Raw genomic sequence first — 25,460 nt, forward strand, 5'->3', positions numbered from 1 at the left:
GGAATCGCATGATGAAGCGGGTTGTTACGGCTGTGTTGGGGCTGGGGTTGCTGGCTGGCTGCGGCAGCGCCGCCGCGCCCGAAGCCGCCGATCCGCTGATCGAGGTGCGCGTGGCCAGTGTCGGCAGCAGCAGTGCGGCGGACGAGGTGACCGCCGCCGGCACCGTCGCGCTGCGGCGGGAGACATCGCTTGCCTTCACCAGCGATGGCCGCATCGCACGGCTGGCGGTGAACGAGGGCGAGAGGGTGCGGGTCGGCCAGCTGCTCGCCGTGCTCGACCCCACCACCACCGCCGCCAGCCTGTCCAGCGCCGAGGCCGAGCGCGAGCGTGCGGCGCGCGAATATGAACGCTCACGCGCGCTGCTGGCGCAGGGCTGGGTGCCCAAGGCGCGGGTCGATGCGGCAGAGGCCGCGCTGCGGGCGGCCGAGGCGCAGGTACGCAGCGCCGGATTCCAGACCGGCAACAGCCGCATTGTCGCGCCCGGATCGGGCATCGTGCTGGCCCGGCTGGCCGAGCCGGGGCAGGTGGTCGCCGCCGGCACCCCGGTGCTGGTGCTGGGCGAGGAATCGAGCGGGCTGGTGCTGCGTCTGGCAGTGCCGGACCGCGATGCCGCGCGGCTGCGCGTGGGCACGCCGGCGTCAATTGCCATTGGTGCTTTGCCCGGCGAGGCGCTGACCGGACGGATCATCGAGATCGCCGGGCGGGCGGATCGCGCGACCGGCACTTTCCTGGTCGAAGTCGGCCTGCCAGCCGATCCACGGCTGCGGTCCGGGCAGGTCGGCACCGCGCGACTGATCGCCGAGGGGCAGGGCGAAGCCACGCTCGCCGTGCCGCCGCAGGCGCTGTTCGCGGTCCGGGCCGGGCAGGGATTCGTCTATGTCATCGACGGCGACCGGGTGCGGGCGCGGCGGATCGAGCTGGGTGAGACCGGCGACGCCACGACGCGGGTCCGCGCCGGGCTCAGCGCCGGAGAGCGGGTGGCAGTGAGCGGCATCGACCGGTTGAGCGACGGTCAGCGCGTACGCGTGATCGAGCGCGCGCGATGAACCTGACCGCGCTGGCTGTCCGCAACTGGCAGATCACGCTGGTCGCCTTTCTCCTCGTCGCGGTGCTGGGAGTCAGCGCCTTCCTGTCGATCCCGCGCTCGGTCGATCCGCATTTCCCGACGCCGATCAGCATCGTCACGGTCATCCTGCCCGGCGCGGATGCGGCGGAGATGGAGGAGACCGTCGCCAAGCCGATCGAAGATGTGCTGCAGGGCCTCGACTATGTGCGCGAGATCCGATCGACATCGAGCGACGGCGCGGCGGTGATCTCGGTCGAGTTCGAACATGGCACCGACGCCGAGCAGTCGCTCGACCGGACGGTGCGCGAGGTCAACACCATCCGCGACCGGCTGCCGCAGGGCATTGCGCGCATCGCCTTTCGCCGTCCGCGCACCACCGAGGCGGCGGTGCTGCAACTGGCGCTGGTCAGCGAGGGCGCCAACTGGCGGCGGATGATCAAATATGCCGAGGATCTGCGCGATCGGGTGAATGTGCTGCCGGGTGTGCGGCAGAGCGCGATCGACGGCGCGGCGCGGCCGGAGGTGCGTGTCGCCATCGATGCCGAGCGGCTGGCGCAGGCGGGGATCGCCCCGGCGGCGGTCGCCAATGCGGTGCAGGCGGGCGGGCGCGACCTGCCGGCGGGCGCGGTCGAGGCCGGGGGGCGGCGGCTCAATATCGATGCCGGCGGCGCCTATCGCTCGATCGAAGCGGTGCGTGCGGTGCCGGTACGCGCCGGCGACGGGCGGCTGCTGACGGTGGGCGATGTCGCCGAGGTCGGCTGGGCCGAGGCCGAGCAGCTCCACATCGCCCGTTTCAACGGCAAGCGCGCGCTGTTCGTGACGGTGCGCCAGAAGGATGGCGTCGACGCCGGGACACTGCGCGACGAGCTGGTGACGGCGGTCGAGGCCTATCGGTCGACGCTGCCGCCCGACATCAGGCTGGAGATCGGCTTCGACCAGAGCAACGACATCGCCAAGAAACTGGGGCTGCTCGCGCGCGATTTCGCCATTGCGCTGGCCCTGGTGCTGATCACGCTCGCGCCGCTGGGGTTGCGCCCATCGCTGATCGTGATGGTCTCCATCCCCTTGTCGCTGGCGATGGGGGTGCTGCTGCTCAGCCTGTTCGGCTTTACCCTGAACCAGATCAGCATCTCCGGCTTCATCCTCTCGCTCGGCCTGCTGGTCGACGATTCGATCGTGGTAACCGAGAATATCGAGCGGCACATGCGCGAAGGCGATGCGCCCGAGGTGGCGGCCATCGGCGGCGCGCGGGAGATTACCGCAGCGGTGCTGGGATCGACCGGGGTGCTGCTGTTCGCCTTCCTGCCGCTGACCCAATTGCCCGAAGGCGCCGGGGATTTCGTGCGCGGTCTACCGGTCGCGGTGATCGTGACCGTCGCCAGTTCGCTGCTGGTTTCGCTGACCGTCATCCCCTTCCTCGCCGCCCGCTTCCTCAAGCCCGAGGGGCATGGCGGCAACCGGCTGCTGCAGGCGCTGACCCGCGGCATCGAGCGACTCTATGCGCCGCTGTTGCACCGCGCGCTCGATGCGCCGCGCCGCTGGTTCTGGGGGGCGATGATCCTGTGCTTCGGCGCGTTCGGGCTGGTGCCGGTGCTGGGCTTCAGCCTGTTTCCACCGGCCGAGACGCCCTATTTCCTGGTCCGCGTGGAAACACCGGAGGGCAGCAGCATCGCCGCCACCGACCGTGCAGTCGCGGCGGTTTCCGCGATCATCGCCGAGGAGCCGGCGGTGGTCGACCGCATGGAGAATGCCGGGCGCGGCAATCCGCAGATCTTCTACAACATCATCCCGCGCGAGGAGCGTGCGCGCTACGGCGATGTCTTCGTCACGCTCAAGGAATGGGATGTGCGCGAAGGGCCGGCGATGCTGGCGCGCCTGAGGCAGAAGTTCGCGAGTTTCCCCGATGCGCGGGTGACGGTGGTGGCGTTCGAGAATGGCCCGCCGGTGGAGGCGCCGGTCGCGATCCGCATTTCCGGGCCCGACCTGTCGGTTTTGCAGCGCCTGTCGCGCGAGGTGGCGGCGATGATGGCGCGCCGGCCGGGCTTGCGCGATATCGACAATCCGCTGGCGTTCGACCGGGTCGATCTCGACATCGGCATCGACGAGGCCAAGGCCGGCCTGCTCGGCGTGGCGCCCGGCGAGGCCCGCCGCGCGCTGCGGCTGGCGATATCCGGCGAGCAGGCCAGCCAGTTGCGCGACAATGAGGGCGACAGCTGGCCGGTGACGGTGCGCCTGCCGATGCAGGGCAGCGTGCCGGTGTCCGCGCTCGACGACATCTATGTGCCGACGGTTAGCGGCGGTGCGGTGCCGCTGATGCAGATCGCCACCCCGCAGATGGTCAGCGTGCCCCCGCTGATCACCCGGCTGAAGCTGCAGCGCACCGTGACCATCACCGCCTATGTCGACGACGGGGTGCTGTCGAGCCGGGCCAATGCGGATGTCGTGGCGCAGCTGGATCGCATTGCGCTGCCGGTGGGCTACAGTTTTTCCGTCGGCGGATCGGCGGAAGCATCGGCGCGCAACAACGCCGGGCTGGGGCCGGTCATCTTCCTGGCGCTGTTTGGCATATTCGGCGTGCTGGTGCTTGAATTCGGGCGATTCCGTGAGACGATCGTGGTTGCCGGGGTGATCCCGCTCGGCACCTTCGGCGGGTTCGTCGCGCTGTTCCTGACCGGCAATTCGCTGAGCTTTCTTGCCATCATCGGCTTCGTCGCGCTGATCGGAATCGAGATCAAGAACTCGATCCTGCTGGTCGACTTCACCACGCAATTGCGCGCGCGCGGACTGGGGCTGAGGGAAGCGATCGAAAAGGCAGGGTCGATCCGCTTCCTGCCGGTGCTGCTGACGTCGGTCACCGCCATCGGCGGACTGTTGCCGCTGGCGCTGTCGGGCTCCGGCCTCTACGCGCCGCTCGCCTGGGTGATCATCGGCGGGCTGATCAGCTCGACCGTGCTCAGCCGGGTGATCACCCCGGTGATGTACCTGCTGGCGGTGCGCGGGACCGAGGGTCAAAAGCCTGGTTCCCCGGAAATGGAATTCGCGTCACTACCACCGTCGTCCCGCACATGATGCGGGGCTTTGCTGCTTCGACAATCGCGCCGAAGTAAGCCTTGCCCCGTGTCGAGCACGGGGCGACGATAGGGGCTGGGGGTGATACAGCGATCTTCGCTTTGGGATCGGCAGGGCCGCCACCCCGCCTGCCTTGCACGAGGGAACATAATCTGCGAACGAGCGCTGACTTACCGGCGTAACACTGTCGTCACGCCCTCGTATCGCAAGGCGCCCGCATGAGTATTCCCAAAGCCGTAGCTCGCAAATCCGGCCGCTTGGTCGACCGGGTGGTGCGGGCGCTGGGGCCGTGGGGCATGTTTCTCAAGGGATTCGCCAAGCATCCGGTGATGGTCGGCTCGGTGATTCCATCGACCGACACGCTGATCGACCATATGCTGTCCAAGGTCGACTGGGCGAATGTCGACCTGTTCGTCGAATATGGACCCGGCGTCGGCACGTTCTGCCGCCCGATCCTGGAGCGGATGAAGGGCAGCGCGACGCTGATCGCCATCGACACCAACCCCGATTTCGTCGCCTATCTGGGGCGGGATATCGCAGACAGCCGTTTCCATGTGGTCCACGGCTCGGCTGCCGATGTCGAGGCGATCGTCGCGGCGCATGGCTTCGAATCGGCGGACATCGTGCTGTCCGGCCTGCCGTTCTCCACATTGCCCGAGGGCGTCGGCCCGGCGATAGCGGCGGCCACCCATCGCGTGCTGCGCACCGGCGGCAGCTTTCTGGTCTACCAGTATCGCAAGCGCGTGCGCGATTATCTGGTGCCGCACTTCAGCCAGATCGACGCCGATTATGAGTGGATCAACGTGCCGCCGTGCCATCTGTTCTGGGCGACGAAATAGCCTCGCCGACCATCGCCCGGATCAGCGCTTGCCCAGGCCGAAGTTGAGGCGGCGGGTGACGCTGTAGTCGATCACCGACACCACCAGCCAGGAGGCGAACCAGCGCAGGCGGTTGAGCCAGCCGGCGCGCTGGCGGTGCAGTTGCCGGGTGATCGGTTCCGACGCCTGCTCCATCGCCAGCATCAGCGCGCGGCATTGCCGGGCAAAGCCGGCGTCGCGGATGCGCAGCATCAGTTCCATGTTCACATACAGGCTGCGCATGTCGCAGTTGGCGCTGCCGATCAGCACGACATCGTCGAGGATGATCAGCTTGCTGTGGAGGCGTTGTGGCAGATATTCGCCGATCGCGACGCCGCGCTTGAGCAGGAAGCCGTAGAGCAGCCGCGCCGCGCCGACGGTGGCGGCATTGTCGCTGCGCGACGGCAGCAGCAGCCGCATGTGACCGCCGCCCTGCGCGATGCGTGCCATGCGCCTGAGCAGCCCGGCATTGGGCGCGAAATAGGCCATGACGATGGCGGCATTGCCCGCGCGCGACAGATCGTGCCGGAAACTGCGCGCCCAGGGCGAGAGGCGCACGGTCGGGCCGCCGACCAGCCAGCGCACGCGCCCGCCATGGTCGCGCCATTCGCGCACCATCTGCCGCAAGGCACGGAAGCGCGGACGTGGCTGCGCCATCCAGCCGGCGAGTCCGTCGAACCAGCGCACCGCCGCCGCCACCGCCGGGCCGGTGAGGGTAAAGCCGAGATCGGCCCAGCCATCGCTGACGTCGGCAGGGGTGAAATAGCTGTCCTCGACGTTGAAACCGCCCGACATCAGCCGCTTGCCATCGGCAACGACCAGTTTCTGGTGGTTGCGGATCAGATAGCGCGGCGTCCAGCGGGTGCCGAACCAGCGCACCGTGCCGCCCGCGGCGCGGATGGGATCGAAGAAGCTGTCGGGCGTGGCGCCCGAGCCGAAGCTGTCGGCGAGCAGGGTGACCGAGACCCCGCGCCGCGCCGCGCGCGCCAGCGCATCGCGCACGGCGCTGCCGCTGGCATCGGCCGCAAAAATGTAGAAAAGCAGCCGCAGCGAGCGCTCGGCCCCGTCGATCATCGCCAGCAGGGTGCGCAGCCGCTCGGGCCCGCCGACGATCAGCGCGATATGGCTGTCACCGATGGTCGCCTCAGGGCAGGGGAGGACGGCGGCGGGTGGCATGGCGCAGGGTGCTTACCCGCCCCTGCCGGCCGCGGCCAGTGGGGCATTTCATTGACTCGCAGCCGCTCCCGCCCTATGGGACCGGCTTTCCCGCACTGCCGGAAGCCATTTTCTCCAAGGAGCCTGCCGCATGGCGCGCGTCACCGTCGAAGATTGCGTCGACAAGATTTCCAACCGCTTCGATCTGGTCCTGCTCTCGGCGCAGCGTGCGCGCGAGATTTCGGGCGGCGCCGAGCTGACCGTCGATCGCGACCGCGACAAGAACCCGGTCGTGGCGCTGCGCGAGATCGCCGAGGAGACCATCCGTCCGGCCGACCTCGAAGCCGCGCTGATCGGCGGGCATCAGAAGGTGCTGGTCGACGACGACGATACGCCCGATGAAATCGGCAACCTGTCGCGCTCGGCCGAGGCACTGCGCCTCACCGCCGCCGCCCCGCCGCGCCCGACCGCCGGCATGGGCGATTACGAGTAAGGCAAAGTGCCGGAGCAGTGCGCTCCGGTTTGCCGGTGCTGACCGTCCGGTCGCCTGGCAGAACGCATCGAAATTGCCGAAGGGCGCTTTCCGGTAGCGGAGGGCGCCCTTTTTTCGTGCTTGTCGTTTCGACTGGCGCCCTTGCGTGCGCAGCGAAGCAATCGGGAGCCGGCGTTTACCGCTCTGGATTGCTTCGCTGCGCTCGCAATGACGTGCATTCGGGGAGGGCCGGGCAAGACCCCCGCACCGCTCACATCTGCGGTGCGGCGTCGCCGAAGGGGCGGGGCTTGCGGCGGACCTTGGGGATCGAGCCGGCGTGGCCGTCGACCGGGCGGACGTCGCTGGGGGTGCCATCGATGTCGCGGCCGATGCCCTCGCCATTGGCGGCGCGGCGCACTTCGTCGCCATTCAGCGTCTCATATTCGAGCAGCGCCTGGGCGATGTTGTGGAGCTGGTCGACATGGTCGGTGAGCACGGCCTTGGCCCGGTCATAGCCGGTTTCGACGATGCGGCGGATTTCCTTGTCGATGCGCTTGGCCGTTTCGTCCGACATGTGGACGCGCTGCGACTGGGAGTAGCCGAGGAAGGTTTCCCCCTGCGCTTCCTCATATTGCAGCGGGCCGAGTTCGTCGGACATGCCCCATTGGGTCACCATGTCGCGGGCGAGCTTGGTGGCATATTGGATGTCGCCGCTCGCGCCCGACGAGACCTTGTCATAGCCGAAGATCACTTCCTCGGCGACGCGACCGCCCATGCTGACCGCCAGATTGGCGTGCATCTTGTCGCGGTGGTAGCTGTAGCTGTCGCGCTCGGGCAGGCGCATGACCATGCCCAGCGCGCGGCCGCGCGGGATGATGGTTGCCTTGTGGATGGGGTCCGACGCAGGCTCGTGCAGCGCGACGAGGGCGTGGCCGGCCTCATGATAGGCGGTCATCTTCTTCTCGTCCTCGGTCATGACCATCGAGCGACGCTCGGTGCCCATCATCACCTTGTCCTTGGCATCCTCGAACTCGGCCATGGCGACCAGTCGCTTGCCGCGACGCGCGGCGAGCAGGGCGGCCTCGTTGCACAGGTTGGCCAGATCGGCGCCGGAGAAGCCGGGGGTGCCGCGGGCGACGACGCGCAGGTCGACATCGGGCGCGAGCGGCTTGTTGCGGGTGTGCACGCCGAGGATCTTGATGCGGCCCTCGATGTCCGGGCGCGGCACCACCACCTGCCGGTCGAAGCGGCCGGGGCGCAGCAGCGCGGGGTCGAGCACGTCGGGGCGGTTGGTCGCGGCGATGATGATGATGCCTTCGTTCGCCTCGAACCCGTCCATTTCGACGAGCAGCTGGTTGAGCGTCTGTTCGCGCTCATCATTGCCGTTGCCGAGCCCGGCGCCACGATGGCGACCGACCGCATCGATTTCGTCGATGAAGACGATGCAGGGCGCGTTCTTCTTGGCCTGTTCGAACATGTCGCGGACGCGGCTGGCGCCGACACCGACGAACATTTCGACGAAGTCCGAGCCGGAGATGGTGAAGAAGGGCACGCCGGCCTCACCCGCGATGGCGCGGGCGAGCAGCGTCTTGCCGGTGCCGGGCGAGCCGACCAGCAGCGCGCCCTTGGGGATGGCGCCGCCCAGACGGCTGAACTTGGTCGGGTCCTTCAGGAACTCGACGATCTCCTGCAGCTCCTCGCGCGCTTCCTCGATACCGGCGACGTCGTCGAAGGTGACCCGCCCCGCGCGCTCGGTAAGCAGCTTGGCCTTGGATTTGCCGAAGCCCATCGCGCCGCCGCCGTTGTTCTTCTGCACCTGGCGGAAGATGAAGAAGCCGAGGCCGAGCAGCAGCACGAAGGGCAGGATGTTGACGAGGATCGCCAGCCACAGATTGCCCTGATCGACCGGACGACCGTCGAACGCGACACCGTTGTCGGAGAGCAGCTTGGTCAGCTCTGGGTCAGGGATCGGGTTGGTCTGGAAGGTATCGCCATTGTCGAGCTGGCCGGTGATGCGGTCGCGACCGATCTCGACCGACTTCACGTTGCCGGCCACGACCTGTGCGCGGAAATCCGAATAGTTCATCGCCTTGCCGGCCGCCGCCGAGCCGCCGCCGACCAGCGATGCGACCATCAGCATGGCGAGGATGATCGCCGTCCAGATCAGGAGGCTCTTCATCCAGGGGTTGCCACCCCCGCCACCATTGTTCTGAGGCTGCTTGTCGTCATCCACTGCACGTCACTCCGGACCGAACCATTCTGGGGCTGAATGTAGGAAGCAACTGGGCCGCCAGCAAGGTGATTACACCGATCAGTCTGAACGGGGCGTCGCGGCGCGGCGCGGCGGGGCAGGGCGGATGGTCCAGAGGTCTGAATCGGCAGTCAGAAGCCGGTTGCCGATCATCGCCTGCTCACCGCGCGAGACGGCCGCCATGGCGCTCTCGACCGCCTCGCCGCGCGGCGCGGGCTCTCCTGCATTGGCGAGCGCGGCAATGAGCAGGCGGCGGCGTAGCGCGGGCGGCAAGTGCGCCATGTCGACACGGCAGGTAGTGCCATCGCTGGAGATGCGGGAGGCGGCAAGCTCGGCAGTAACCCACGCCAGCGCCGCTTCCTCCTGCGCCAGATGCGCGGCGCTGGCGGCGGCGGCCGAGGCATCGAGCAGATCGGATGCGGCGAGTGCAGCGCGGATGCGGGCGCGATCGAAGCGGGGATCGCGATTGCTCGGATCATCGATAACGGCGATGCCGCGTGCGGCCACCAGCGCGTCGAGATCGGCCCGGCGGACGGCAAGCAGCGGGCGCAGCGCCCGGCCCTGGCGCGCACGGATGCCCGAAAGGCCAGCGAGCCCGCTGGCGCGGTTGAGGCGCATCACCAGCGTTTCGAGCTGGTCGTCGGCATGATGCGCGGTCAGCAGCCAGTCGATGCGCTGGTCCGCCCGCCATTGCTCCAGCGCGGCGTAGCGCGCAGCGCGCGCGGCGGCCTGCAGCGATCCGGCGATGGGTGCTGCGGGGTGGAGGATGCGATGCGGGACGGAGAGGGTGCGGCAGGCATCGGCGACCAGCGCGGCTTCGCTCGCGCTTTCGGTGCGCAGACCGTGATCGACGGTCGCGGCCTCGACGCGGCCCGGAAAAGCGTCCAGCGCCAGCAGCAGCAGCGCCATGCTGTCGGGCCCGCCCGAAACCGCGACGCCGAACCGGTCGGCCTGCGCGGGCTGCGCGCCAATCAGGCGCGCCACCGCATCGTGCAGCGTTGCAGGGGTCAGGCCGGTGTCAGCAGCCGGCCTGGCCACGCCCGGCCCTGACCTGCGCCTTCAGCGCCTCGCTCGCGCTCGCACCATAGGCGCGGTCGAACTCGTCGAAGGTGCGGCAGGCGTCGGCATCGCGATCGAGCCGGATCAGCGCCATGCCCATGTAATAGACGCTCTCCGCCGCGCGCTCGCCGCGCGGGCGGTTGCGGTAATTGTCGTAGAAGGCGCGCACAGCAAGGCTGGGCTGGTTATTGTCGAGCAGCGCCCGGCCCATCAGGTTGCCGGCATAGCTGGCGCGGCGATGGTTGGGGTGATCGTCGATGACCTTCTGCAGTTGCAGCACGGCTTCCGGGTAGAGGCGCGCTTCCCACAGGCGGAAACCATAGATGTAGGCATCTTCGGGCGCATCGCCGGTCGAGGGCACGGCAACCGCTGCGACCCGGCGCCGCCGTTCGGCAAGCGCAGCCTGGTCGGTCGGCGTGGTGCTGGCGGCGGGGGCCGGGGCCGGGGTCGGCCGCGGCGCCGGAGTCACCGTCGGCGCGGGCGTCGGCCGCGGGGCGGTGCCGCCGGTGGCTGGGGCCGGTGCCGGTGTCGGACGCGGCGTCACGGCGGCCGGAGCGGGGGTTGGCGCGGCAGCGGGTGCCGGTGTGCCGGTCGCGCCGGTGTCGGCGGCGGCAGGCGCCGCAGCGGACAGGCGCGCCTCCATCTCGGCGCGCAGCCGGGCGATTTCGGCGGCCATTTCGCGCTGGCGGAAGCCGGTCTGCTCTACTTCGCCGGTCAGGCGCGCGACCTGAGCCTCGATGGCGTCGAGCCGTGCCGACAGGTCGATGCCGGGTGTCGCCACCGGGGCGGTGGGCGCCGGCGTCGGCGTGCCGCTGTCGACTTCAGGCTGGAACAGGCCGTTTTCCGAACCCGGGAAGACGCGGCGCTGCACCGCGCGCAGCTCGCGTTCGATCCGCTCGATCCGGCGTGTCTGGTCGGCGGTGGTCGCGGTCTGCGCCAGGGCCGGCGGGGTCAATGTCGCCGCCAGCATTGCGCTGCCGGCCAGGTACAAAGTTCGTCGTGCCATCATGCCTGTCTGATCCCGCCTGTTGGAAAACCGTGCCTGCCGGTTCCGCCCTTGCTGTGTGCTGAATATTCCCGGCTTACTCAAGGCCGCTGGGTCGTGGCGGTCGGCACGCCTGCTGTCGGGGCCGCTGCCGGAGCCGGTGCCGGAGCCGCTGCCGGCGGCGTCCACTGGCCGCTGGCGATGCGCGACAGGCTGGCCGCATCAAGGCCGACGCCGCTCAGCGGGGTGCCGGGGGTGCCAATCTGCGGCAGCGGGTTGCCGCCGACCACCAGCTTCATCGCCTCGGGCGTTGCGGTGCGCACGAACAGGCCGCGCTGGCCCGGCTTCACCGTATAATATTCGCCGGCATTCAGCGTCAGATCGAACCGGTTGCGGCCATTGGCGTCTTCCAGCACGAAATAGAGCTGCTGGCTGGCGCTGATCAGCACCGGCGCATCGGCGGGAATCGTGACGGTCGGCGCAGGCGGCGGTGCCGGGGTGGCATTGGCCGTGGGCGTGGGCGCAGCCGTGTCGTCCGCCTCCGCCGTGGTGGCGGGGGCAGCCGGGCCGGACGAGAGGATGTCGCTGCGCCAGACGCCGTAGGCGGCGGCGACCAGTGCGCAAATGGCGAGCGAGATCCAGACCACTCTCAGCGGCGGCACCCGCGCCGGATCGGCGGGTTCATATTGCGACAGCGCGGAGACGAGGCCGATGCTGTTGGCATGCAGCGCCTGGCGCATGTCGTTCGCGATGGCTTCGGCATTGAGGCCGAGCGCGCGCGCATAGCTGCGGGCAAAGCCGATGGCATAGGGGCCATGCGGCAAGGCGGCGAGGTCCATGCGCTCGATAGCTTCGAGCATGCGCACGGGAACCTTGGTGGCGGCGGAAATGTCGGCAAGGCTGCGGCCCTGCCCTTCACGTGCAGCGCGCAGCCGTTCCCCCAGCGTGGCATTGGCGTCGGGGGCTGCTTCTGCGGTGGCGCCGGATTGCGGAAGGCTCGTTTCGTCCTGATTCATCATTTTGTCCAATTGCTCGACCCTTGGCGCCTAACGCCTGATTCCGCTGCAGCCTGCAAGCCCAAATCGGGCAAGCGGTCGCAGCCATGCGTCAAAGACCCAGATCGACCCCCGCCGCGGTGCCCCAATCGGTCAGGCGGGCGCGGATATCCTGCGCGCCTTGCGCGGTGAGCTGCCTGACGACCGGCGCCACCGCCGAGGCATCGAGACTGCGGATCATCGCCTTGACCGGGCCGATCCCTGCCGGGGTGATCGACAGCCGGCGCAGGCCGAGGCCGATCAGCGCCATCGCCTCGAGCGGGCGCCCACCCATCTCGCCGCAGACGCCGACCGCCACCTTGGCCTCGTCCGCAGTGGCGATGACGCGCGACAGGAAGCGCAGCACCGCCGGCGACAGCCAGTCGTAGCGTTCGGCGAGGCGCGGATCGGCGCGGTCGGCAGCGAACAGGAACTGGGTGAGATCGTTGGTGCCGATCGACAGGAAATCGAGGTGCGGGAACAGCAGATCGAGCATTTCCGCCAGCGCCGGCACTTCCAGCATCACGCCGTAGCGGACTGCCGTCGGCATGCGCTTGCCGCGCTCGGCGAGCCACTGGCGCTGCTCGACGAAGATGGTGCGCGCGGCCTCGAACTCCCACGGTTCGCTGACCAGCGGGAACATGACGTTGAGCGTGCGGCCCGCCGCCGCCTCCAGCAGCGCGCGCGCCTGCGCCTTCATCAGCCCGTCGCGGCCGAGCGCGAGGCGCAGCGCACGCCAGCCCATCGCCGGATTTTCCTCATGATCATTGTCCTGCCGCATGTAGGGCAGCGCCTTGTCCCCGCCGATGTCGACCGTGCGGAAGATGACCGGGCGGTTGCCGGCGGCATCGAGCACGTCGCGATAGAGGCGCTGCTGGCGCTCGCGCTGGGGCAGGGTGGCGGACACGAGGAACTGGAATTCGGTGCGGAACAGGCCGATGCCGTCGGCGCCGGTCAGGTCGAGCGCGGTGACATCCTCGCGCAGGCCGGCGTTGATCATCAGCTCGATGCGCACGCCGTCCCTGGTCACAGCCTGCTCGTCGCGCAGCGCGGCAAAGCGTTCGCGCCGTTTCTGGCTGATCACCAGCTGGGTATCGAACGCCTCCTGCTGCGCGGCGGTGGGCCGGACGTGGACGGTGGCGCGCGCGCCATCGAGCAGCAGCATGTCGCCTTCGCTGGTGCGGTGGCGGATGTCCTTGACCCGGCCGATCACCGGAACGCCCATCGCGCGCGCGACGATGATGACGTGGGCGGTGAGCGAGCCTTCCTCCAGGATCACGCCCTTCAGCCGCCGCCGGTCATATTCGAGCAGCTCGGCGGGGCCGAGGTTGCGGGCGATGAGGATCGAATCCTGCCGCAGCCCGGTCTGCGCGGCGGTGCCCATCTGCCCGGCGACGATGCGGATCAGCCGGTTGGAGAGGTCCTCCAGATCGTGCATCCGGTCCCTCAGCAGCGGATCGTCGATCTGGCGCATGCGCATGCGGGTGCGCTGCTGGACGCGCTCGATCGCGGCCTCGGCGGTCAGACCGCTGTCGATCGCTTCGTTGATGCGGCGCGACCAGCCCTCGTCGTAGGCGAACATGCGGTACATCGCGAGCACCTCGTCATGCTCGCCGCCGCCGCCGAACTCGGCCTGGTTGGCCATGCGGTCGATCTGTTCGCGCATCTTGACGAAGGCGTTGTAGACGCGCGCCCGCTCGGTCTCGACATCCTCCGCCACCGTGTGGGCGATGACGATGCGCGGCTGGTGGAACACCGCGACGCCGCGCGCCATGCCGTCGACCAGCTTGAGGCCGGTCAGGCTCTGCGCGGAGACATCGGCAGGGCCGGAGGCGGCATCGAATTCGTCGATCAGGCTGGCGTTGGCGATCAGCTCTGACAGCACCAGCGCCACCGTCTGCAGCGCCTCGATCTCGATATCGTCATAGCGGCGGCTGGCGGCATGCTGCACGCAGAGAACGCCCACCGCCCGCTCGCGGCGGATGATCGGCACGCCGGCAAAGCTGTGGAACTGCTCCTCGCCGGTTTCCGGCTTGTAGGCATAGTCAGGATGGGCGGAGGCTTCGTCGAGGTTGAGCGTCTCGATGTCGCGGGCGATGGTGCCGACGAGGCCCTCACCCAGCGCCAGCTTGGTGACGTGCACCGCGCTCTGGTTGAGGCCGCGCGTTGCGAACAGCTCGAGCACGCCTTCGCGCAGCAGGTAGATCGAGCAGACCTCGCTGTTGAGCGCCTCCCCGATAAGCTGGACGGTGCGGTTGAGCTTGCCTTGCGCGCCGGTGTCCGCCGCCATCACGGCGTTGAGGTTGCGCAGAATCTCGCGCGCGGCCTGCGCGGCACTGGATGGAGGTGGCGGCGGTGCGGTCATCGTCCCGACCTGCTAGCAGAAGGGCAGGGGAGTGGCGAGGAGGCAAATCGGGCCGGGCTGTGCCGGCGCGGGCGGTCTTCATGCGCTGCAGTGCCTGCGGCCCAGCGAGGCCGCAGGCTGCGGACGATGGGCGGCCCGCCTAATTGCCGCCAGTCATCGGCGTCATCGTCGTCGCCGGCTGGGCCACGCCCGAGGGCGCGACCGGCACCGGGGTGACCGCAGGCGGCTGCAGCGACTGCCAAGTGATCATGTCCGCCTGATAGCGGGCATAGGCGTTGAAGAAATCGACGAACGGCTGGTCGAGCTCGGCCATGCGCGCCTGGGCGAAGGGCAGGATGGTGGCGGTCGGCTCGGCCGCGGCGAGCGCGGCGAGGTTGAAGGCGGTCGGGCAGAATTGCGCCCGCACCGGCGGCAGCGCGAAATAATTGTAGAGCCGGGTCGACAGGCTGTCGCGCGCGGCGATGCCGTTGGTGCCGGTCTGCCGCCCCATCTGCGAGATCACCGCGCGTTCGGCAGCGGCGATGGCGCGGCGGTTGTTGGTCAGGAAGCGGCTATAATTGTCGATGAGGATCTGGTTATCCGGCCCGCGGCAGTTGAGCGCGGCGACGTTGAGGCCGATGCGCAATTGCCACAGCGCCTGCTCCGGCGTCAGATCGACATTGGGGGTCATGCGCCGGCCGGCAAGGTCGGTGACCGGGATGATCATGTCGGGCGGCGACTGGTTGGGCGGCACCGGGCGCGGCATCGGCGGGGGCGGTGGCGGCAGCACGATCACCGGCGGCGGCGGCGCGGGTGGCGGCGGGGGCGGCGGCTTGGCGGCGCAGGCGGCAAGCACCAGCGCCATCGCCACTGCTGCCGATCGGGCGTACCACGCTCTCATCACTCTCAACTCCCCACTGGCCCGATGGCGCAAACGCAGCGTCATGCGCTGCCCGCCGACGCGTCGCGAAGACCGCCGGCACTGTCGGGGGCTGACTTGAATCGCCGGAGTCGGCTTGTCAATCTTTGGTTAACGCTGTTTCGGCGGCGCTTGCCAGTTCTGCGACAATTTCGGCGGCGCTCTGTTCGCTGGTGACCATGCCGACCGACTGGCCGGCCATCAGCGAGCCATTGTCGATATCGCCGTCGATCACCGCGCGGCGCAGCGCACCGGCCCAGTAATGCTCGATCTCGAGCTGGGCTGCGGCCATGTCGATGCGGCCTTCATCCAGCAATTGCGCGACTTCGCGCTGCTTGGCGGTGAAGGCTTCGGTACCGGCATTCCTGAGGGCGCGTACCGGAATGACCGGCAGGCGCGGGTCGATCTGCACGCTGGCCACCGCTTCGCGCGCGGAGGCGCGCAGGAAGGCCTTCTTGAACGCCGGATGGGCGATGCTCTCGGTCGCGCAGACGAAGCGCGTGCCAAGCTGCACGCCGGCGGCGCCCATCTCCAGATAGGCCGCGATCATCGCGCCATTGCCGATGCCGCCGGCGACGAACACCGGCACCTGATCGGCGAGGTGCGGCAGGATTTCCTGCGCGAGCACACTGGTCGCGACCGGGCCGATATGGCCGCCTGCCTCGCTGCCTTCGATGATCAGGCCGTCGACCCCATGGCGGATCAGCCGCTTGCCCATCACCAGCGTCGGCGCGAAGCACAGCAGTCTGGCGCCGGTCGCCTTGATCGTCTCGACGCTGCCGGTCGGCGGCAGCCCGCCGGCCAGCACGATGTGGCTGACCGCGTGGCGACCGCAGACCGCGATCAAATCGTTGAGCGCAGGGTGCATGGTGATCAGATTGACCCCGAACGGCCGGTCGGTCAGCGCCCTGGTGCCGGCAATTTCCGCATCGAGTAGCTCGGGCGTCATCGCGCCGCAGGCGATGACGCCGAAGCCGCCGGCATTGCTGATGGCGGCAACGAGGTTACGTTCGCTCACCCACGACATCGCGCCGCACATGATGGCGAGGTCCGACCCGAGCAGCGCGGTGCCGCGCGCCATGTGGGCAGAAAGGCGGGGATAGTCTGTCATGCGCTGTTCCCTCTCCCGCGCGCGCTCGCGGGGCAGCGGTTATGCCGCCTCCGCGTCCAGCCCATAGGCCGTGTGCAATACGCGCACGGCGAGCTCGGTATAATCTTCCTCGATCAGCACGCTGACCTTGATCTCGCTGGTCGAGATCGCCTGGATGTTGATGCCGCGCGCGGCCAGCGCGTCGAACATCGTCGCCGCGACGCCGGCATGGCTCTTCATCCCGACGCCGACGACGCTGATCTTGGCGATGCCGGTTTCGTGGATGATGCGGTTGTAGCCGATCGCTTCCTTGGCGCCTTCCAGAATCTCGATGGCGCGCGCAAGGTCCGCCTTGGGCAGGGTGAAGGTGACGTCGGTCTCGCCCTTCTCGCGCCCGACATTCTGGATGATCATGTCGACGTTGATGGCGGCATCGGCGAGCGGCTTGAAGATCGTCGCCACCGCGCCGGGCCGGTCTGGCACGCGGGTGATGATGATCTTGGCCTCATTCTTGTCATAGGCGATGCCGGTGATCAGCTGCCGTTCCATCTGATGTTCCTCGATTTCCTCGTCGCTGACGATCAAAGTGCCGGGCTTGGGTGCGCCGCCCGGTTCGACAAAGCTCGACAATACCTGCACCCGCACGCCCAGCTTCATGGCGAGGCCGACCGAGCGGGTCTGCAGCACCTTGGCACCGACCGAGGCGAGCTCGAGCATTTCCTCGTAGGTGACATAGTCGAGCTTGCGCGCGCGCGAAACGATGCGCGGATCGGTGGTATAGACCCCGTCGACGTCGGTGTAGATGTCGCAGCGGTCCGCCTTGACCGCCGCCGCCACCGCCACCGCGCTGGTGTCCGAGCCGCCGCGGCCCAGCGTCGAGACGCGGCCATCGGCCATCATACCCTGGAATCCGGGGATGACCGCGACCTGGCCTGCCGCCATCGCTGCGAGCAGCGCGTCGGTCTCGATTTCCGAAATGCGCGCCTTGGCGTGGGTTTCGATGGTGCGGATCGGCAATTGCCAGCCCAGCCAGCTGCGCGCCGGCACGCCGATCGCCTGCAGCGTCAGCGCCAGCAGGCCGGAGGTGACCTGCTCGCCCGCCGCGACGACGACGTCATATTCCGCCTCGTCATAGAGCGGGTTGGCTTCGCGGCAGAATTGCACGAGCCGGTCGGTCTCGCCCGCCATCGCGGAGACGACCACCGCCACCTCGTTGCCGGCATCGACCTCTCGCTTGACGAGCGCCGCGACGGTGCGGATCCGCTCCGTCCCGGCCATCGATGTGCCGCCGAATTTCATCACGATACGGGCCATGGCTGGTCCGGCTTTCCCTTGGTTTCAATCGCAACAAACCGCGCAATTCCGCTCGGTTCGCGTCGCGCGGCTGTTAGGGAAGGGGGCGGCCGATGGCAAGCGCCGTGCCACTCAGCGCAGCAACACCGATTTACGCTTTGCTAACCATCCCCCCTTAACGCCGCCGTCATGGGATCAGGTTGGACCAGACTGGCCCGGAAACTGTTGGCGCTGGCGGGATTGGTGGTGGCCATGGCTGCTGCTTCGCCTGCCAGCGCTCAAAGCTGTTCACCGGCGACGACGCAGGGCACCGCGCCTGCGGGATGGCAGAGCTATTGCTGGCTCGATTTTGCCACCTACAATGATACAACCGCGCGCTCCGCCGGCGGACAGAATTTCTCCTACACGCTGACCGACGGGTCGACATTGACCTTCAACCTGCGGGTCACGCCTGGCACCGGCACCGCGTTCAACGCCGTTGCAGCGCCGTCCTGGACCGGGGCTGCGGTCGGCAACACCGCCTTCCTTGGCATCCCCGGTCGCCCGATCCTCTACACCGCCGCGGCGGGCACAAGGCTGATCACGATCAGCTCGATCCTGATCACCCCGCCTGCCGGTGCGACCGCGGTCACCGCCTACAGCTTCGTCATCGCCGATGCGGAATCGAGCAATGAGAATGAAACCTTGCAGTACACCACCAATGGCAGCAGCTGGACCCTGCTTGACGATGTTCCGCCGATCAGCGGAAACACTTACCCCACACAGAGCGGACTCGGCACCAGCACCTATACGGTGACCGGCGTTCCCGGCACGGTCGGCGGCTATATCGTCGGGTCGAACAGCCCGACCACCGTCACGGCGCAGCTGCAGGCAGGCGGTCTGCAGGGCATCATGTTCGCGGTCCGCTTCGCCTCGTTGCGGCTCAACAAGCAGATCGGCGGCGTGCGGATCAACGCGGCCGACCAGTTCACCTTTCGCGTCACCGCCACCGGCCCCGGCACGGTGCTGGCGACGGGCACGACCAGCGGGACCGGCACCGGACCCTTTGCCGCTGCCCCGGTCAACCTGGCCTCCGGCATTCCGCTGACGCTCAGCGAGCAAATGGCGGCGGGCAGCGTCAGTACGCTTTCGCAGTATCGCTCGACGCTGACCTGCACCAACAGCACGGCAGGATCGTCCACGGTGCTGCCGGTCAATGCCGTCACCACCAGTTACAGTCTCGGGACGCTGCAGTTCGGCGATTCGCTGACCTGCACCTTCACCAACATCGCCCACCCGCATGTGCGCCTGCTCAAGGCGCTGGGCACCGGCGGGCGCCGGTTCAACACCGACCAGTTCACCGTGCGCATCATGCAGGGGACGACGACGGTGGCTTCCGCGACGACCAGCGGCACCACGACGACAGTGACCGGTGGCGATACCGGCTTCGTCCAGCTGGTTTCGGGCACGAACTACAGCCTCGACGAGATCGGCGCGGGCGCGACCAACCTCGGCCTCTATACCAGCGCCATGGCCTGCACCAATGCCAACAGCGGGTCGAGCACGGTTCGGCCGACCACGGTGCCGGGCCCGATCACGCCGGTGCTGGGCGATGTCATCACCTGCACGCTGACCAACACGCGCCGGTCGACCGCGCTGCTGACTATCGACAAGCAGTCGAGCGTGATTTCCGACCCGGTCAACGGCACCGTCAACCCCAAGCAGATCCCGGGCGCGATCGTCGAATATGCGATCGTCGTCACCAATGTCGGCAATCTCGCGGTCGACGCGAGCAGCATCGTGCTGACCGATCCGCTGCCCGCCAATTTCACTTTCGACAGCTCGACTCCGGTGACCTTCACCAACGGCACAACGGCGAGCGGGCTCAATGCCTTCAACGCTGCGACGATGGTTACCTATTCCAACCAGAGCGGCGGCGGCGCGCCCTACAGCTACACGCCGGTCGCCGGTTATGACCCCGCGGTGCGCGGCATCCGCATCGCGCCGACCGGCACCATGGCGGCCGCCACCGCGACGACCCAGCCCAGCTTCACCATCCGCTTCCGCGGCCGGATCAACTGAACCGCGCGCATCGTCGGGCAGACGCCCGGTTGGCCAAGGGTCGCGCCACCACCGGCCGCTTCCCCGCCGGCTTCAGAGCAGGAAGTCTCCGGCGTTGAAGTTGAAATTCCCGTCCACGCGGATGACGAAATCGGCAATGCCATCGCCATTGGTGTCGCCTTCGATCACCGTCGAGGTGTTGGAACTGTCGAACGAGGCATAGCGCAATTGCCCCGCGATGCCGCTGAACGCGGCAACCCCGATGAAGCTGAAGGCATCGTCAGCGCCGCCGGCGATCGCGTCGATACCGCTCAAGTCGATGCGGTCGCCCTGGGCGCGGGACCAGTCGAGGATGCGGTCTGCCGACGCCCTGCTCGAACCGACGTCGCCATCGGCGAAGATGAAATCATCCGCACCATTGCCGCCGATCAGCATGTCGAGGCCCGCGCCGCCGGTCAGATCGTCCGACCCGTCGCCGCCGTAGAGCGTGTCGTTGCCGCTGCCGCCGAGCAGCACATCGTCATCCTCCGCACCGTAGAGGAAATCGACGCCGTCGCCGCCCTCCAGCCGGTCGTTGCCGCTTTCGCCGAACAGATAATCGGTGCCTGCCTCGCCGCGCAGCACATCGTTGCCACTGCGGCCGTAAACGGTGTCCTGCCCGTCACCGGCATTCACCGTATCGACGCCCGCGCTGCCGCCATAGGTGTTGGCAAGGCCGTTGAGCGTGACCGTGAGGTCGCCGCCCGAATGGTTGGAGATAATCTCGACGTCGCCGGTGATGAGGTAGCTGAGCCCGGCGGTCACGATCTGCACCGTGTCGACGCCGTCGCCGCCATTGGCGATATCGCCGGCATCGTCGACCACCATCCGGTCGTTGCCGGCCTCGCCGTTCATCGTGTCGGCGCCAGTGCCGCCGAACAGCCGGTCGCTGCCATTGCCGCCATTGAGCGTGTCATTGCCGGCTTCGCCGCCCAGCGTATCGTCGCCATCGTCGCCGGACAGGCTGTCGGCCTGCAGTCCGCCGATCATGTGGTTGGCCAGGCCGTTGCCCGCCCCGGCAAAGCTGCCGTTGCCGGTATATTCCAGATTTTCGACATTGGCGGCGAGCGTATAGGCGGCGAGCACCGTCTCGACCCGGTCGATGCCTTCGCCCGCTGCTTCGATTGCCTGATCGCCGGCGTCGTCGATCACATAGACATCGCTGCCGACCCCGCCGACCAGACGGTCGCTGCCCAGTCGCCCGTCGAGCACATCGTCGCCACCATTGCCGCGCAGCGTGTCGGGCCCGTCGCTGCCCTGCAAGGTGTCGCTGTCGCCCGTTCCCTGCATCGCGCCGAAATCGCGATTGCCGAAAATGACATAGACCTGCCCGGCGTTATGCCCGCCCAGCTTGCCATTGGGCGCGCCGACCAGCAGATCGTCTATGCCATCGGCGTTGACGTCCCCCGCCGCCGAAACCGCAAGGCCCAGCGTGTCGAAGGCGACATCTCCGCGGATGATCACCCCGTCTGTATCGGCCAAGGTCGACAGATCGATGGCGCCACGCGTCTGGCCCACGCGACCGAAGATGACATAGGCGGCGCCCGCGGCATTGCCGCCGACATCATTGTCGCCCGCTCCGACGATCAGATCGCCGATGCCGTCACCGTTGATATCGCCTGCCGCAGAGACGCTGCGCGCCAGCAGATCGCCCGCCGCGTCGCCGACGATCTTGAAGCCGAATTGTGGAGTCAGGTTGGTCAGGTCGATATCGTCGCGGTCGCCGCCATTGCGGCCATAGATGACATAGGCCTCGCCCGCGTTGAAGCCGCCGTCGTCGCCCGAATCCGCGCCGACGATCAGGTCGCCGATGCCATCGCCGTTGATGTCGCCCGCAAACGCCACGCTATAGCCCGCCCGGTCGCCCGCCGCGTCGCCGCGGATGAAGAAGCCGTCACCGACATCGAGCGTACCGAGATCGACAGCACCTATGCCCTGGATGCGGTAACTGACATAGGCTGCGCCGGCATCGGCCCCGTCGTTGGAGCCGCCACTTGTATCGACTCTCGGCGCGCCGACGATGACGTCGGCGGCGCCATCGCCGTTGACATCGCCCAGCGCGACGCGTCGCCCGGCTTCGTCAACCGGCTGATCGCCTTGGATCAGATAGCCCTGCTCGGCTGTCAGATCGGTTATATCGATATTGTCGCGTGTCGCGCCCGCTGCACCGAAGATGACATAGGCCTCGCCCGCATTCGGCCCGCCGCCATCACCGCCCCAGGCACCGACCAAGATGTCGTCGAAACCGTCCCCGTTGACGTCCGCGCCGCCCGCGACACTGCGCCCGAAAAAGTCATAGTCGGCATCGCCGGTGATACGGAACCCGTCGGTCGCGGCCAGTGTGCCAAGATTGATGTTGGCCCGCGTCGCGCCCGCTTGGCCGAAGATCACATAGACCTCTCCGGTGTCGACGCCGCCGTTGTTCTCGCCTTTATACGCGCCGATCACCAGATCATCGAGGCCGTCGCCATTGATGTCGCCCGCACCGGCAATGGCGAAACCTGCAGAATCGCCTGAGTCGGAACCCAAAATGACGAAGCCGTCGCTGGGGGACAGTGCCTCCAGGTCGATGGTCGGTCGCGTCGCCCCTGCCTTCCCGAAGATGACATAGGTCGCGCCCGACAGCGGATTGAACGATCCGGCGCGCGCCGCGCCGATGGCGAAATCGTCGATACCGTCGCCGTTGATGTCGCCCAGATTGGTGACGCTGCGCCCCGCCACATTAGAGTCGGTCGCGCCGAGAATCAGATAGCCCTGGCTCGGAGTCAGGTTGGTCGTATCGATCACTTGTGCAGGCATGTCCGGTCCCCCTCCTCGCGGCGGGGGTCAGTGGCTTGGCCTGACCGTGCCCGACGCCTGCGGGGAACTAGCCCAGAGCGGCGGCGGCTTTATTGGAGAAACGCGACAAGCCGTTGGCCGGGCGCGCTTTCCATCGCCTAAAGTACGAAATCCGCTGCGGTGAGGGGGTAGCCGCCGTCGATGCGGATCATGAAATCGGCGACGCCATCGCCGTTGATGTCGCCGCTGACGACGGTTTCACCGGCGATCAATTCGGCGCGGAGCTGCCCGGCGACGCCGGTGAAGGCGGCGGTGCCAATGAAGCTGAAGGCCTCGTCGGTGCCGCCGGCCATCGCATCGATGGCGCTGAGGTCGATACGGTCGCCCTGGGCCTGGTTGAAGTCACGGATGAAGTCCGAGGTGGCGCGCGTGGTGCCGCTGTCGGTCAGCGCGGCATAATGGAAGAGGTCCGCCCCCGCGCCGCCGTGCAGCAGGTCGGCGCCGCTCGATCCGAACAGCACATCGTCGCCGGCCTCGCCGTAGATCTCGTCATTGCCCGCGCCGCCGGCCAGATTGTCGTTCTCGGTGCCGCCGTTGAGCAGGTCGACACCGTCGCCGCCAGCCAGCGTATCTGCTCCGTCACCGCCGAACAGATAGTCGTTGCCGCCTTCGCCGTTGAGCTGGTCATTGCCGCCCCGGCCATAGAGTGTGTCCTGCCCGTCGCCGGCAAAGACCGTGTCGGCCCCGGTCAGACTGCCGGCGAAGCTGTTGTGCAGCCCGTTGAGCGTCAAGGTCAGATCGCCGCTGCTGACATTGCGGACGATCTCGATGTCCCCGGCGATGGCATAGGTGAGGCCGCCGACGCTGATATCGACGGTGTCGATGCCGTCGCCGCCGTTGGCGACATCCCCGGCATTGTCGATGATCATGCGGTCATTGCCTGCGCCACCGTTCATGGTGTCGGCGCCGGTGCCGCCGATCAGCCGGTCAGAGCCGTTGCCGCCGTTGATCGTGTCGTTGCCGGCCTCGCCGCCAAGCGTGTCGTCGCCGTCATTGCCGTTGATCGTATCGCCCAGTCCGCCACCGACGATGATGTTGCCAAGGGTGTTGCCGTTGCCGGTAAAGGCGCCGGCGCCGGTATATTCCAGATCCTCGACATTGTCGGGCAGCGTGTAGCTGGCAAGATCGGTCTCGACCCGGTCATTGCCCTCGTTCGCCGCTTCGGTGACGACATCGCCGGCATTGTCGACGACATAGATGTCGTTGTCCGCGCCGCCGGCCATGGTGTCGGCACCGGTACCGCCATCGAGCACATCGTTGCCGGCAAAGCCGTTGAGCCGGTCTGCCGCCGCCGTCCCGGTCAGCGTTTCACCCGATGCGGTCCCGTTAATCGCGCCGAACAGGCGGCTGCCATAGATGACGGTGATCTCGCCGGCATTGGTGCCGCCATCGTCGCCGTCTATCGCACTGACGATGATGTCATCGATGCCGTCGTTGTTGACGTCGCCGAAGGTCGCGTCCCGGCCCGCCTGATCGCCACCGCTGGCCGCGCGGATGGCGAGGCCGTCGCTCTGCGACAGGTTGGTCACGTCGATGGCGCTGCGCGTGCCGGCGCGGCCGAAGATGACGTAGGCCTCACCGGTCGACGGGCCCAGATCGGCGGCGCGGTTGGCACCGATGATCAGATCGCGGATGCCGTCGCCATTGATGTCGCCGCCGCCCTGAACGCTGATGCCGAACTGGTCGCCTGCCTGATCGCCGAAGATGGCGAAGCCGTCACTGGGGTCGAGGGTCGACACGTTGATGGTCCCGCGCGTCCCCCCGACCTTGCCGAAGATGACATAGGCCGCGCCGCCGCCTGAGGTGCGGTAGGCGCCCACCAATATATCGTCGAGCCCGTCGCCATTGATGTCCCCCAGGCTGGCGAGGCTGGTGCCGACGATCTGGATGCCCGACCCCTCGATCGTGAAGCCGTCGGTGGCGGCCAGAGATGTAACATCGATATTGGCCCGCGTCGCTCCGGCGCGGCCGAAAATGACATAGGCCTCTCCGGCGAGATTGCCGCCATTGTCGCCATAGGGTGCGCCGACCACTATGTCGTCGATGCCGTCGCCATTGATGTCACCGGCGGCCGATACCGCACGGCCCAGCCGGTCGTCGGCAACATCGCCGGTGATCGAAAAGCCGTCGGCAGCCGCGAAGGACGCCAGATCGATATTGCTGCGCGACGCCCCGCTGCGGCCGAACACGACATAGGCGCGGCCCGCCGAGCTGCCGCCGGCATCATTGCCCGACGCACCGACCACCAGATCGTCGATGCCGTCATTATTGACATCGCCGGCCCGCGACACCGCGGTCAGCAGATCGAGATCGGCGTCGCCGATGATGGTAAAGCCGTCGGAGCCGGACAGGCTGGAGACGTTGATGGTTCCCCGGCTGGTACCGGCCTGGCCGAAGATGACGAAGGCCGCGCCGGCGAGGTTGCCGCCGAGATCCGATCCGATCGCGCCGGCCACGAAATCGCCGATGCCGTCATTGTTGATGTCACCGGCATAGGAGACGCTGCGCCCCAGCTCGTCGCCAGCCACACCACGCACCACGAAACCGTCTGCTGCCGACAGGTTGGCCAGATCGATCGTGCCGCTTCGCCCGCCAGTGCGGCCATAGATGACATAGACCGCGCCCGACGAATCGCCGTTGGCGTCGTTGGATGGCGCGCCGATGATCAGATCGTCGATGCCGTCACCATTGACGTCGCCCAGCGCCGACACCGAGGTACCCGCGCGGTCATAATTGGCATCGCCGATGATCCGGAAGCCGTCTCCGGCAGGAATATTGCCGAGATCGATCACTTGTGCTGGCATGTGCTGGTCCCCGAACGGTGCGACGGCCCGGCTTGCCCGGTCCCGTCAGGAAAGAAGCGACACCTGAAATTCGGACATGGGTGATAATCGAAACGATTTGGCGCGCAAGCCCATGGTTAGGCCTGCGTTAAACTTCTGTCCCAAA

Annotated in this window: 16 protein-coding genes; 5 read left to right on the forward strand and 11 right to left on the reverse strand. The window is 67.9% G+C overall.

Annotation, left to right across the window (positions count from 1 at the left end; translation table 11 throughout):
- Positions 1 to 8: 8 nt before the first annotated feature.
- The 3 genes from AC0QC4_RS05900 (at position 9) to AC0QC4_RS05910 (ending at position 4,974) form a co-directional block, all read left to right on the forward strand.
- Positions 9 to 1,046 (forward strand): efflux RND transporter periplasmic adaptor subunit, encoded by a 1,038-nt coding sequence (locus AC0QC4_RS05900; protein WP_483658805.1) that lies wholly within the window; start codon positions 9 to 11, stop codon positions 1,044 to 1,046.
- A complete protein-coding gene (locus AC0QC4_RS05905; RefSeq protein ID WP_483658806.1) occupies positions 1,043 to 4,135 on the forward strand; it encodes an efflux RND transporter permease subunit in 3,093 nt (1,030 codons plus the stop codon). Before AC0QC4_RS05900 ends, AC0QC4_RS05905 begins: the two co-directional genes overlap by 4 nt.
- A 218-nt stretch (positions 4,136 to 4,353) precedes the next feature.
- Positions 4,354 to 4,974, forward strand: a complete 621-nt coding sequence (locus tag AC0QC4_RS05910) for a class I SAM-dependent methyltransferase (protein WP_483658807.1) — start codon at positions 4,354 to 4,356, stop codon at positions 4,972 to 4,974.
- A 21-nt stretch (positions 4,975 to 4,995) separates the two neighbouring features.
- On the opposite strand, the gene AC0QC4_RS05915 is transcribed toward AC0QC4_RS05910, so the two are convergent.
- Positions 4,996 to 6,168, reverse strand: coding sequence for a phospholipase D-like domain-containing protein (locus tag AC0QC4_RS05915; RefSeq protein ID WP_483658808.1), 1,173 nt, complete (start codon positions 6,166 to 6,168; stop codon positions 4,996 to 4,998).
- A gap of 130 nt (positions 6,169 to 6,298) precedes the next feature.
- On the opposite strand from AC0QC4_RS05915, the gene rpoZ reads away from it, so the two are divergent.
- Positions 6,299 to 6,640, forward strand: a complete 342-nt coding sequence (gene rpoZ, locus AC0QC4_RS05920) for a DNA-directed RNA polymerase subunit omega (protein ID WP_483658809.1) — start codon at positions 6,299 to 6,301, stop codon at positions 6,638 to 6,640.
- 250 nt (positions 6,641 to 6,890) lie between these two features.
- Here the strand turns inward: rpoZ and ftsH are convergent, their stop codons facing one another.
- The 8 genes from ftsH to AC0QC4_RS05960 all read right to left on the reverse strand — a co-directional run bounded on the left by ftsH (position 6,891) and on the right by AC0QC4_RS05960 (position 17,615).
- Positions 6,891 to 8,852, reverse strand: a complete 1,962-nt coding sequence (gene ftsH, locus AC0QC4_RS05925; protein WP_483658810.1) for an ATP-dependent zinc metalloprotease FtsH — start codon at positions 8,850 to 8,852, stop codon at positions 6,891 to 6,893.
- A 78-nt stretch (positions 8,853 to 8,930) separates the two neighbouring features.
- Positions 8,931 to 9,908: a tRNA lysidine(34) synthetase TilS gene (gene tilS, locus AC0QC4_RS05930; RefSeq protein ID WP_483658811.1), complete on the reverse strand. Its 978-nt coding sequence runs from the start codon at positions 9,906 to 9,908 to the stop codon at positions 8,931 to 8,933.
- A complete protein-coding gene (locus tag AC0QC4_RS05935) occupies positions 9,889 to 10,938 on the reverse strand; it encodes a tetratricopeptide repeat protein (RefSeq protein ID WP_483658812.1) in 1,050 nt (349 codons plus the stop codon). The genes tilS and AC0QC4_RS05935 overlap by 20 nt, the downstream gene beginning before the upstream one ends.
- Positions 10,939 to 11,015: 77 nt before the next feature.
- Complete coding sequence (locus tag AC0QC4_RS05940; protein ID WP_483659335.1) at positions 11,016 to 11,933, reverse strand: RodZ domain-containing protein; 918 nt, start codon at positions 11,931 to 11,933, stop codon at positions 11,016 to 11,018.
- Positions 11,934 to 12,021: 88 nt separating this feature from the next.
- Positions 12,022 to 14,313, reverse strand: coding sequence for a phosphoenolpyruvate--protein phosphotransferase (ptsP, locus tag AC0QC4_RS05945; RefSeq protein ID WP_483658813.1), 2,292 nt, complete (start codon positions 14,311 to 14,313; stop codon positions 12,022 to 12,024).
- Between the two features lie 139 nt (positions 14,314 to 14,452).
- Positions 14,453 to 15,193, reverse strand: coding sequence for a hypothetical protein (locus AC0QC4_RS05950; protein ID WP_483658814.1), 741 nt, complete (start codon positions 15,191 to 15,193; stop codon positions 14,453 to 14,455).
- A gap of 118 nt (positions 15,194 to 15,311) precedes the next feature.
- The gene (locus AC0QC4_RS05955) at positions 15,312 to 16,322 is read right to left on the reverse strand and encodes an NAD(P)H-dependent flavin oxidoreductase (protein WP_483658815.1); all 1,011 of its coding nucleotides are present in this window, start codon (positions 16,320 to 16,322) and stop codon (positions 15,312 to 15,314) included.
- 39 nt (positions 16,323 to 16,361) lie between these two features.
- Complete coding sequence (locus tag AC0QC4_RS05960) at positions 16,362 to 17,615, reverse strand: aspartate kinase (RefSeq protein WP_483658816.1); 1,254 nt, start codon at positions 17,613 to 17,615, stop codon at positions 16,362 to 16,364.
- A 231-nt stretch (positions 17,616 to 17,846) separates the two neighbouring features.
- On the opposite strand from AC0QC4_RS05960, the gene AC0QC4_RS05965 reads away from it, so the two are divergent.
- A complete protein-coding gene (locus AC0QC4_RS05965; RefSeq protein WP_483658817.1) occupies positions 17,847 to 19,655 on the forward strand; it encodes a CshA/CshB family fibrillar adhesin-related protein in 1,809 nt (602 codons plus the stop codon).
- A gap of 72 nt (positions 19,656 to 19,727) precedes the next feature.
- Here the strand turns inward: AC0QC4_RS05965 and AC0QC4_RS05970 are convergent, their stop codons facing one another.
- Together AC0QC4_RS05970 and AC0QC4_RS05975 are read right to left on the reverse strand one after the other, a co-directional pair.
- Positions 19,728 to 22,472, reverse strand: coding sequence for a hypothetical protein (locus tag AC0QC4_RS05970; RefSeq protein ID WP_483658818.1), 2,745 nt, complete (start codon positions 22,470 to 22,472; stop codon positions 19,728 to 19,730).
- A gap of 137 nt (positions 22,473 to 22,609) precedes the next feature.
- Complete coding sequence (locus AC0QC4_RS05975; protein WP_483658819.1) at positions 22,610 to 25,315, reverse strand: beta strand repeat-containing protein; 2,706 nt, start codon at positions 25,313 to 25,315, stop codon at positions 22,610 to 22,612.
- Positions 25,316 to 25,460 lie beyond the last annotated feature (145 nt).

The organism is Sphingomonas sp. jy18 (assembly GCF_056931895.1).

Excerpts from the sequence above, each read along its gene's own strand:
- AC0QC4_RS05900 (WP_483658805.1), top strand. The coding sequence starts at position 9 with ATGATGAAGCGGGTTGTTACGGCTGTGTTGGGGCTGGGGTTGCTGGCT.
- AC0QC4_RS05905 (WP_483658806.1), top strand. The coding sequence starts at position 1,043 with ATGAACCTGACCGCGCTGGCTGTCCGCAACTGGCAGATCACGCTGGTC.
- AC0QC4_RS05910 (WP_483658807.1), top strand. The coding sequence starts at position 4,354 with ATGAGTATTCCCAAAGCCGTAGCTCGCAAATCCGGCCGCTTGGTCGAC.
- AC0QC4_RS05915 (WP_483658808.1), bottom strand. The coding sequence starts at position 6,168 with ATGCCACCCGCCGCCGTCCTCCCCTGCCCTGAGGCGACCATCGGTGAC.
- rpoZ (WP_483658809.1), top strand. The coding sequence starts at position 6,299 with ATGGCGCGCGTCACCGTCGAAGATTGCGTCGACAAGATTTCCAACCGC.
- AC0QC4_RS05935 (WP_483658812.1), bottom strand. The coding sequence starts at position 10,938 with ATGATGGCACGACGAACTTTGTACCTGGCCGGCAGCGCAATGCTGGCG.
- AC0QC4_RS05940 (WP_483659335.1), bottom strand. The coding sequence starts at position 11,933 with ATGATGAATCAGGACGAAACGAGCCTTCCGCAATCCGGCGCCACCGCA.
- ptsP (WP_483658813.1), bottom strand. The coding sequence starts at position 14,313 with ATGACCGCACCGCCGCCACCTCCATCCAGTGCCGCGCAGGCCGCGCGC.
- AC0QC4_RS05950 (WP_483658814.1), bottom strand. The coding sequence starts at position 15,193 with ATGAGAGCGTGGTACGCCCGATCGGCAGCAGTGGCGATGGCGCTGGTG.
- AC0QC4_RS05955 (WP_483658815.1), bottom strand. The coding sequence starts at position 16,322 with ATGACAGACTATCCCCGCCTTTCTGCCCACATGGCGCGCGGCACCGCG.
- AC0QC4_RS05960 (WP_483658816.1), bottom strand. The coding sequence starts at position 17,615 with ATGGCCCGTATCGTGATGAAATTCGGCGGCACATCGATGGCCGGGACG.
- AC0QC4_RS05965 (WP_483658817.1), top strand. The coding sequence starts at position 17,847 with ATGGCTGCTGCTTCGCCTGCCAGCGCTCAAAGCTGTTCACCGGCGACG.
- AC0QC4_RS05970 (WP_483658818.1), bottom strand. The coding sequence starts at position 22,472 with ATGCCTGCACAAGTGATCGATACGACCAACCTGACTCCGAGCCAGGGC.
- AC0QC4_RS05975 (WP_483658819.1), bottom strand. The coding sequence starts at position 25,315 with ATGCCAGCACAAGTGATCGATCTCGGCAATATTCCTGCCGGAGACGGC.